8 protein-coding genes are annotated in these 9,715 nt (G+C 61.9%); all 8 read left to right on the top strand.

Annotation, left to right across the window (positions count from 1 at the left end):
- A partial coding sequence (locus EN991_RS11225; RefSeq protein WP_206519188.1) for a proline racemase family protein occupies positions 1 to 277 on the top strand: 277 nt, incomplete at its 5' end.
- 334 nt (positions 278 to 611) lie between these two features.
- Positions 612 to 1,514: a branched-chain amino acid ABC transporter permease gene (locus EN991_RS11220; protein WP_013529092.1), complete on the top strand. Its 903-nt coding sequence runs from the start codon at positions 612 to 614 to the stop codon at positions 1,512 to 1,514.
- 4 nt (positions 1,515 to 1,518) lie between these two features.
- The gene (gene livM / locus EN991_RS11215) at positions 1,519 to 3,114 is read left to right on the top strand and encodes a high-affinity branched-chain amino acid ABC transporter permease LivM (protein WP_013529093.1); all 1,596 of its coding nucleotides are present in this window, start codon (positions 1,519 to 1,521) and stop codon (positions 3,112 to 3,114) included.
- A complete protein-coding gene (locus EN991_RS11210; protein WP_013529094.1) occupies positions 3,114 to 4,670 on the top strand; it encodes an ATP-binding cassette domain-containing protein in 1,557 nt (518 codons plus the stop codon). The genes livM and EN991_RS11210 overlap by 1 nt, the downstream gene beginning before the upstream one ends.
- Positions 4,670 to 5,398: an ABC transporter ATP-binding protein gene (locus EN991_RS11205; protein WP_013529095.1), complete on the top strand. Its 729-nt coding sequence runs from the start codon at positions 4,670 to 4,672 to the stop codon at positions 5,396 to 5,398. The genes EN991_RS11210 and EN991_RS11205 overlap by 1 nt, the downstream gene beginning before the upstream one ends.
- A gap of 111 nt (positions 5,399 to 5,509) precedes the next feature.
- Positions 5,510 to 5,857 carry a DUF6867 family protein gene (locus tag EN991_RS11200; protein ID WP_013529096.1) on the top strand — a complete coding sequence of 116 codons (348 nt, stop codon included), beginning with the start codon at positions 5,510 to 5,512 and terminating at the stop codon, positions 5,855 to 5,857.
- A gap of 137 nt (positions 5,858 to 5,994) precedes the next feature.
- The gene (locus tag EN991_RS11195; protein ID WP_013529097.1) at positions 5,995 to 7,113 is read left to right on the top strand and encodes a branched-chain amino acid ABC transporter substrate-binding protein; all 1,119 of its coding nucleotides are present in this window, start codon (positions 5,995 to 5,997) and stop codon (positions 7,111 to 7,113) included.
- Between the two features lie 291 nt (positions 7,114 to 7,404).
- Positions 7,405 to 9,715: pyruvate carboxylase (gene pyc / locus EN991_RS11190; protein ID WP_127368754.1), on the top strand; the 2,311-nt coding region annotated here is incomplete at its 3' end.

Below are 9,715 nucleotides of genomic sequence, written 5' to 3'. Positions count from 1 at the left end.
CTACGGCGACAAGGCGATCGACCGCTCGCCCTGCGGCACCGGCACCTCGGCGCGCATGGCGCAGCTTCATGCCAAGGGCAAACTCAAGGCCGGAGACAGCTTCGTGCATGAATCGATCATCGGTTCGCTGTTCAAGGGCAAGGTCGAAAAGGATGTCAGCGTGGCCGGCAAGCCGGCCATCATTGCCTCGATCGGCGGCTGGGCGCGGATGACCGGACTGAACACCATCTTCATCGACGACCGCGACCCGTTCGCGCACGGGTTTGTTGTCAAGTGATGGGAATCCTGACCTAGCGGAAAGCAACGACCTGAAAAATGGATCGTGCCAAAAACGCAAGGATTCCTTTCATCACCTAATTTTGACGGCGATTTCTTCGAAACGGAGCGCATGATGCGGTCGAATCGTCAAAGACATTGCGTTATGCCAATGGTAGGGTCCGCGATAGTCCAGGGGTCGGATGATGGAAAACGGGCAATCGGGCGGCGTGCTTCGAAAACACGCATGACGATTGAAAAATGACGTTGCAATCCGGGCTCGAAACTTTACGACTAGGGGAAATACGAAAAGGAATGCGTCTGCATGGGCGACATTCCAGGGGAGCCATGTACACATGCAGTACTTTGTCCAGCAGCTTATCAACGGGCTGACGCTGGGATCGATCTATGGGCTGATCGCGATCGGCTACACGATGGTCTACGGCATCATCGGTATGATCAATTTCGCCCATGGCGACATCTTCATGGTGGGTGCCTTCACGGCACTGATCGTCTTCCTCGCCCTTGGCGCGCTGTTCTATTCCGTGCCGGTTGTGCTGGCGCTGCTGATCATGATGATCGTGGCGATGCTGCTCACCAGCCTCTACAACTGGACGATCGAAAAGGTGGCCTACCGGCCGCTGCGCGGTTCGTTCCGACTGGCCCCGCTGATCACTGCCATCGGCATGTCGATCGCGCTGTCGAACTTCGTCCAGGTGACGCAGGGTCCCCGCAACAAGCCGATCCCGCCGATGGTCAGCCAGGTTTACAACATCAACGGCATCAGCGTGTCGCTGAAGCAGATCATCATCGTCGTCGTCACGGCGCTGCTGCTGGCGCTGTTCTGGTATCTGGTCAACAAGACCTCGCTTGGACGAGCGCAACGGGCCTGTGAGCAGGACCGCAAGATGGCGGCGCTGCTCGGCATCGATGTCGACCGTACCATCTCGATCACCTTCATCATGGGTGCGGCCCTTGCCGCGGTCGCCGGCACTTTGTTCCTGATGTATTACGGCGTCATTGCCTTCTCGGATGGTTTCACGCCGGGCGTGAAAGCCTTCACGGCGGCGGTGCTGGGCGGCATCGGTTCGCTGCCGGGCGCGGTGGTCGGCGGGTTGATGATCGGCTTCATCGAGAGCATGTGGTCGGCCTATTTCTCGATCGACTACAAGGATGTCGCGGCGTTCTCGATCCTGGCCATCGTGCTGATCTTCCTGCCTTCCGGCATATTGGGCCGGCCAGAAGTCGAAAAGGTCTGAGACTATGGCCGTCACCGTATCTCCGGAGCGCGACACCGTCGCCACCCCCATGCAGCGCGCATTGCGTGAGGCGCTCTATGCCGCTGCCATATCGTTTGGCCTGTTCGTGCTGTTCATCGGCCTGAAGACCGGCCAGAACATTTCCAATGAACTGGTCCTGACGACACGCTGGGGCCTGCTTGCCGCCGTGGTTATCGCCACGGCTGTCGGGCGCTTCCTCTATGTCGCCTATGGACAGCCCTTCCTGGCCAACCAGAAGATCACCGACGTCGCCACCGGCCTGCTGCCGGCCAGCGTGGCGTCACGCTTCTTCCAGTTGCCGGCCTTCATCGTGGCCTTGGTCGCGGCGGTGGTGTTGTTTGCGGTCAACAGCTCTCTCGTCGGATGGGTGGGAGCGGAGCCGGCGGGCTATCTGCAGTTCCTGCGCGCCTTGTCGGTCATCTATGTGCTGGCCTGCGTGATCTATTATTTCCGCGGCTTCATTCATGCCAACTTCACCAAACTCGGCATTGCCGCGCTGATCCTCTATCCGATCCTGGTGGTGGCGATCCTGTCGCTGATGTCCTGGTCGTTCGTCGGCGGACTGCAAGGCTCGCTGAAATGGGTCGACAATTTCGGCATCCAGATCCTGATCTATGTGATGCTGGCCTGGGGCCTGAACATCGTCGTTGGCCTCGCCGGCCTGCTCGACCTCGGTTATGTCGCCTTCTACGCGGTCGGCGCCTATGCCTATGCGCTGCTCGGCACGCAGTACGGCCTGTCGTTCTGGATCCTTTTGCCGGCCGCCGGCGCCATGGCCGCCTTCTGGGGCGTGCTGCTCGGTTTCCCGGTGCTGCGCCTGCGCGGCGATTACCTGGCGATCGTCACCTTGGCTTTCGGTGAGATCATCCGCCTGGTGCTGATCAACTGGCGGGAAGTCACCAACGGTTCAGCCGGTATTTCCGGCATCCCGAAGGTCACCTTCTTCGGCCTGATGACCTTCAACGTGTCGGACCCCAATTACGTCGCCAAGGTGCTGCATCTGGCGACATCGAGCGCCTACTACAAGATCTTCCTCTATTACCTGATCCTGGCGCTGGCGCTGCTGACAGCCTTCGTCACCATCCGGCTGCGGCGCATGCCGGTCGGCCGTGCCTGGGAAGCGTTGCGCGAGGACGAGATCGCCTGCCGCTCGCTCGGCATCAACACCACCACCACGAAGCTTACGGCCTTTGCCACGGGTGCGATGTTCGGCGGCTTCGCCGGCGCATTCTTCGCCGCACGGCAGGGCTTCGTCAGCCCGGAATCCTTCGTCTTCCTGGAATCGGCCATCATCCTGGCCATCGTGGTTCTCGGTGGCATGGGCTCGCTGGTCGGCATAGCGGTCGCCGCAATGGTGATGATCGGCGGCACCGAGGCGTTGCGCGAACTCGACTTCCTCAAGCAGGTCTTCGGACCGGACTTCACACCGGAACTCTACCGCATGCTGCTGTTCGGCATGGCCATGGTCATCGTCATGCTGTGGAAGCCGCGCGGCTTCGTCGGCAGTCGTGAACCAACCGCCTTCCTGAAGGAGCGAAAGGCCGTCTCAAGCTCCTTCACCAAGGAAGGACACGGCTGATGAATGCGAACCCTGTTCAGAAAGCCGCTTCGGGCATGAACGACGCTATCCTTCAGGTCGATCATCTGTCGATGAAGTTCGGTGGCCTGGTGGCCATCGGGGATCTGTCTTTCGCCGCCAAGCGCGGCGAGATCACCGCGCTGATCGGCCCCAACGGCGCCGGCAAGACCACGGTGTTCAATTGCATCACCGGCTTCTACAAGCCCTCGGAAGGCATGATCACGCTCAACCGGAACGATGGTTCGACCTTCCTGCTCGAGCGGCTGCCCAACCATGAAATCCCGGCGCGCGCCAAGGTGGCGCGCACCTTCCAGAACATCCGCCTGTTCTCCGGCATGACCCTGCTGGAGAACCTGCTGGTCGCCCAGCACAACAAACTGATGAAGGCATCGGGCTACACGGTGCTTGGCCTGTTCGGCTTCAGCGGCTATCGCAAGGCCTCGGCCGAATCGGTGGAGCTCGCCAAGCATTGGCTGGAAAAGGCCGATCTTGTCGACCGTGCCGACGACCCGGCCGGCGACCTGCCCTATGGCGCGCAGCGCCGTCTCGAGATCGCTCGCGCCATGTGCACGGGACCCGAGCTTCTGTGCCTCGACGAGCCGGCGGCCGGCCTCAATCCGAAGGAATCGGCGGCGCTCAACGAGCTGCTGATCGACATCAAGAACACATCCGGCGCCTCGATCCTGTTGATCGAGCACGACATGTCGGTGGTCATGCAGATCTCCGACCATGTCGTGGTGCTGGAGTATGGCCGCAAGATCTCCGACGGCAGTCCGCAGTCGGTGCGCACCGATCCGCGCGTCATCGCCGCCTATCTCGGCGTCGACGACGAGGAAGTCGAAGCGGTCCTTACCGAAGTCGGCGACGAAGATGTCATCGAACAGCTCGATACGGGGCCGGATGCCGCGCACGGTCCGGGAACATCGTCGTCCTATCTCGCCGGGCCGGTGACCGACACGGTCGGCCATAGTTCGGGCGAGCGGGTTACGGTGGCCAAGGGAGCGTCAAAGGCCGGTCAGGTCGACGCCAGGTCGCTCGCCGCGGCAAACAAGGCAGCCTCGCAGGCAGCCGTGCCGCCGGCGAAGGCAAAGCCTGCTCCGAAAGCGACGTCGAAGGCGGCAACCGGCACGGCGGCGAAGTCGACCGCATCCGCCAAGCCTGCGGCGAAGACTGGAGAGATCTCCAACCGGCTGGCTGCGCCTCGCGGCGGCAAGGCCGACAATTTGACCCGCATAAAGGGCATCGGTACGGTCAACGAGAAGAAGCTCAACGACCACGGCATCTTCCACTTCGACCAGATCGGCGCCTGGAAAAAGGCCGACGTCGAGGCCGCCGAAGCCTATCTTGCTTTTGACGGACGTATCGCGCGCGAGGAATGGGTCAAACAGGCTAGGCTGCTCGGCCAGGGCAGGGACACGGAATTTTCGCGCCGCGTGGATGCGGGCAAGGTGGCGACGAGCCATGCTTCCGCAAAGACTGCAAAGGCAGCCTCCGGAAAGACCGCGAGCAAGACCGCTGCCAAGCCCGTGGCGGGCAAGCGTGGAGGGGGCAAGTGATGGCCGCGACAACGCTGCTCGATATCAAGGGCGTGCAGACCTATTACGGCAACATCCGGGCGCTGAACGGCGTCGATGTCACCGTCAAGCAGGGTGAGATCGTGGCGCTGATCGGTGCCAATGGCGCCGGCAAGTCGACGCTGATGATGACTATTTTCGGTGCGCCGCGGGCTCGCGCCGGGACTATCACCTTTGCCGGCACCGACATAACCCAGATGCCGACGCACGAGATCGCGCGCATGCGCATTGCCCAATCGCCCGAGGGCCGGCGGATCTTTCCGCGCATGACGGTGATGGAAAACCTGCAGATGGGCGCCAGCCTCGACAACCTCAAGCACTATGACGAGGACGTCGAGAAGGTGTTCACGCTGTTCCCGCGTTTGAAGGAGCGCATCACCCAGCGCGGTGGCACGCTGTCGGGCGGTGAGCAGCAGATGCTGTCGATCGGACGCGCGCTGATGGCACGGCCGAAGCTGCTTTTGCTCGACGAGCCGTCGCTGGGTCTCGCGCCGCTGATCGTCAAACAGATCTTCGACGCCATCCGCGAACTGAACCGCACCCAGGGGCTGACCGTGTTCCTGGTCGAGCAGAACGCCTTCGGCGCGCTCAAGCTCGCCACGCGCGGCTACGTCATGGTCAACGGCAATGTGACGATGAGCGGCACCGGCAAGGAACTGCTCGCCAATCCGGAAGTGCGCGCCGCCTATCTCGAGGGCGGACACCACTGAGTTCGAAGCGGAATGCGTGCACCGCTATTCCGCTCCAGATTGTTTGTTTGTCGCATGATCTTTGTCCGGAAAGTCCGCAACTTTTCGGGATCATGCTAGGGAGACTTCACCATGCAGGGCATTCTTTACGAGGAACCCTCGATCTGGCAGTTCTTCTTCGTCACCTGTCTGCTCGGCGGCTGGGCGGCGTGGATGACGGGCAAGGCCAGTGCCCAGACGTGGCGCAGCTTCATCCAGCTGTTCGCCTATGTGCTGGGCCTCGGCATCGCGATCCGCTTCATCCATCACGCGCTGTTCGGCGGCACCATGTTCTCGCTGCATTATTATGTCGTCGACACCATCGTGCTGATGATCCTCGGCTTCGTCGGCTATCAATACACGCGCACCAACCAGATGGTGACACAGTATAATTGGCTCTACGAAAGAGCTTCACTCTTGAGCTGGAAACCGAAAGGTTGACGTTCATCATTAACGCCGCCTCGAAATTGAATCGGCGTGACAAGTGCCTGAAAATCGGCAAACTATGCTTTCTGCGATAAGGGTGGGCATCGCATGAAAGCTTCATCCACGCCCACTCCGTTAATGGGAGCGTTTAAATGAAAAAGTCACTTTTGTCCGCCGTCGCCCTGACCGCGCTTGTCGCGTTCGGCGGCAGCGCGTGGGCTGACGTAATGATGGGCGTCGCGGGCCCGATCACCGGTCCGAACGCCGCCTTCGGCGCGCAGCTGCAGAAGGGGGCGGAAGCTGCTGTCGCCGACATCAATGCCAAGGGCGGCATCAACGGCGAGCAGATCAAGCTCGAAGTCGGCGACGACGTCTCCGATCCGAAGCAGGGTATCTCGGTCGCCAACAAGTTCGTCGGCGACGGCGTCAAGTTCGTGGTCGGCCACTTCAACTCCGGCGTCTCTATCCCGGCATCTGAAGTCTATGCGGAAAACGGCATCGTCGAAGTGACGCCGGCCGCGACCAACCCGCAATTCACCGAGCGCGGTCTGTGGAACGTGTTCCGCACCTGCGGACGCGACGACCAGCAGGGCAGCATTGCCGGCGCGTATCTCGCCGCCAACTTCAAGGACGCCAAGATCGCTGTCGTTCACGACAAGACCACCTACGGTCAGGGCCTTGCCGACGAAACCAAGAAGGCGATGAACGCCAAGGGCGTGACGGAAGTCATGTATGAAGGCATCAATGTCGGCGACAAGGACTTCTCGGCGCTGATCGCCAAGATGAAGGAAGCCGGCGTTTCCATCATCTATTGGGGCGGCCTGCACACCGAAGCCGGCCTGATCATCCGTCAGGCGGCCGACCAGGGCCTCAAGGCAACGCTGGTTTCCGGCGATGGCATCGTGTCGAACGAACTGGCTTCGATCGCAGGCGACGCAGTTGCGGGCACGCTCAACACGTTCGGCCCGGATCCGCGCCTGATCCCCGCCAACAAGGAACTCGTCGAGAAGTTCCGCGCGCAGGGTTTCGAGCCGGAAGCCTACACGCTCTACTCCTACGCCGCCGTGCAGGCGATCGCGGAAGCAGCGACCGCTGCCAAGTCGAACGACCCGCAGGCAGTTGCCAAGGCGCTGCATGAAAACGGCCCCTTCAAGACCGTTCTCGGCGACCTGTCCTATGACGCCAAGGGCGACCCGACGCTGCCCGGCTACGTCATGTACGAATGGAAGAAGGGCGACGACGGCAAGTACACCTACGTCCAGAAGATGTAAGCTCGTCAGTCTCCAGACTATTTACGGATGCCCGGCGCCTCGCGCCGGGCATTTTCTTTTGCCATCGTCATGTTCAGCGGCGGCCGGTGGAGCCGATGCTTAGCCGGGCAATGATCGTGCATTAACCGGAAAGCCGGCGCTTTTTTGGCTGTTCGGAGGAATGGGGAGGGTCCTTGGCGCAATGATTCCATTTCAATCGGTTTAAATGCGCGTCAATTTCGTTTGCACTGCAGCATTTTCACGCTAATCATTGCGCCGATTTCTCTTCCTTCCGTCGCTGGAGCCCAGTCCTTGGCCATCACGAAGATCCTCGTCGCCAACCGGTCCGAAATCGCCATTCGCGTCTTCCGCGCGGCCAACGAACTCGGGCTCAAAACCGTGGCGATCTGGGCGGAGGAAGACAAATACTCCCTGCATCGCTTCAAGGCCGACGAGAGCTACCAGGTCGGACGCGGGCCGCATCTGACCAGGGACATGGGGCCGATCGAAAGCTATCTGTCGATCGAGGAGGTGATCCGCGTCGCCAGGCTGTCGGGTGCCGATGCTATCCATCCCGGCTACGGATTGTTGTCGGAAAGCCCCGAATTCGCCGACGCCTGTGCCGAAGCCGGCATTACCTTCATCGGGCCGAGGCCGGACACAATGCGGCGGCTCGGCAACAAGGTCGCGGCGCGCAATCTCGCCATCGAGGTCGGCGTGCCGGTGATCCCCGCCACCGATCCGTTGCCGGATGACATGGAGACGGTCAAGACACTGGCCAAGGAAATCGGCTATCCGGTGATGCTGAAGGCATCATGGGGCGGCGGCGGCCGCGGCATGCGGGCCATTCGCGCCGAAGCCGACCTTGCCCGCGAAGTCACCGAAGGCAAGCGCGAGGCGAAAGCCGCCTTCGGCAAGGACGAGGTCTATCTCGAAAAGCTGATCGAACGCGCCCGTCATGTCGAGGTGCAGGTGCTGGGCGATACCCATGGCAATGCCGTGCACCTGTTCGAGCGCGACTGTTCGATCCAGCGCCGCAACCAGAAGGTCGTCGAGCGGGCGCCGGCGCCCTATCTCGAAATGTCGCAGCGCGAGGAGCTTTGCGGCCATGCGCTCAAGATCGCCCGCGAGACCAGCTATATCGGCGCCGGCACGGTCGAGTTCCTGCAGGATGCCGACACCGGCAAATTCTATTTCATCGAGGTCAACCCGCGCATCCAGGTCGAGCACACCGTCACCGAGCAGGTGACCGGCATCGATATCGTCAAGGCGCAGATCCATATCCTCGACGGCTTTGCCATCGGCACACCGGAATCAGGCGTGCCGGCGCAGAAGGACATAAGGCTGAACGGCCACGCGCTGCAGTGCCGTATCACCACGGAAGATCCCGAGCACAATTTCATCCCCGATTACGGCCGCATCACCGCCTATCGCGGCGCGACGGGCTTCGGCATCCGCCTCGACGGCGGCACCGCTTATTCGGGCGCGGTCATCACCCGCTTCTACGATCCGCTGCTGGAGAAGGTGACGGCGTGGGCGCCGACGCCGGCCGAGACGATCGCCCGCATGAATCGGGCACTGCGCGAGTTCCGCATCCGCGGCGTCGCCACCAATTTGACCTTCCTCGAAGCGATCATCAACCATCCGAGCTTCGCCGACAATTCCTACACGACCAAGTTCATCGACACGACGCCGGAACTGTTCCAGCAGGTCAAGCGCCAGGACCGCGCCACCAAGCTCATCAACTATCTCGCCGACGTCAGCGTCAACGGCCATCCCGAGACGCGCGGCCGGCCGCAGCCGAAGGCCGACGCCGCGGCACCCGTGGTGCCTTACCTCAACGGCAATGTGCCCGGCGGCAGCAAGCAGAAGCTGGATGTGCTGGGCCCGCAGAAGTTCGCCGCCTGGATGCGCGATCAGAAGGAGGTTCTGGTCACCGACACGACGATGCGCGATGGCCATCAATCGCTGCTGGCGACGCGCATGCGCACGCATGACATTGCCGGCATCGCCGGTGCCTATGCGCGTGCCTTGCCGCAGCTTCTATCGCTGGAATGCTGGGGTGGCGCCACCTTCGACGTCGCGATGCGCTTCCTCACCGAGGATCCGTGGGAGCGGCTGTCGCTGGTGCGCGAGGCGGCGCCCAATCTGCTGTTGCAGATGCTGCTGCGCGGTGCCAATGGCGTCGGCTACACCAACTATCCCGACAATGTCGTGCAGCATTTCGTCAAGCAGGCAGCAAGCGGTGGCATCGACCTGTTCCGGGTCTTCGATTGCCTGAACTGGGTCGACAACATGCGCGTCGCCATGGATGCGGTCGGAGCCGAGGGCAAGCTGATCGAAGCGGCGATCTGCTACACCGGCGATATCCTCGATCCGGCGCGGGCGAAATACGACCTCAAATACTATGTCGGCCTAGCCAGGGAATTGCAGGCGGCCGGCGCCCACATCATCGCCGTCAAGGACATGGCCGGCCTGCTGAAGCCTTCCGCAGCACGCGTGCTGTTCAAGGCGCTGCGCGAGGCGACCGACCTGCCGATCCATTTCCACACCCACGACACGTCGGGCCTGTCGGCGGCGACGGTGCTGGCGGCGGTGGAAAGCGGCGTCGACGCCATAGACG

The organism is Mesorhizobium sp. M7A.F.Ca.US.005.03.2.1, assembly GCF_003997795.1.
Taxonomy (GTDB): Bacteria; Pseudomonadota; Alphaproteobacteria; order Rhizobiales; family Rhizobiaceae; genus Mesorhizobium; species Mesorhizobium ciceri.
This window is presented reverse-complemented; position numbering and strand designations above follow the sequence as displayed.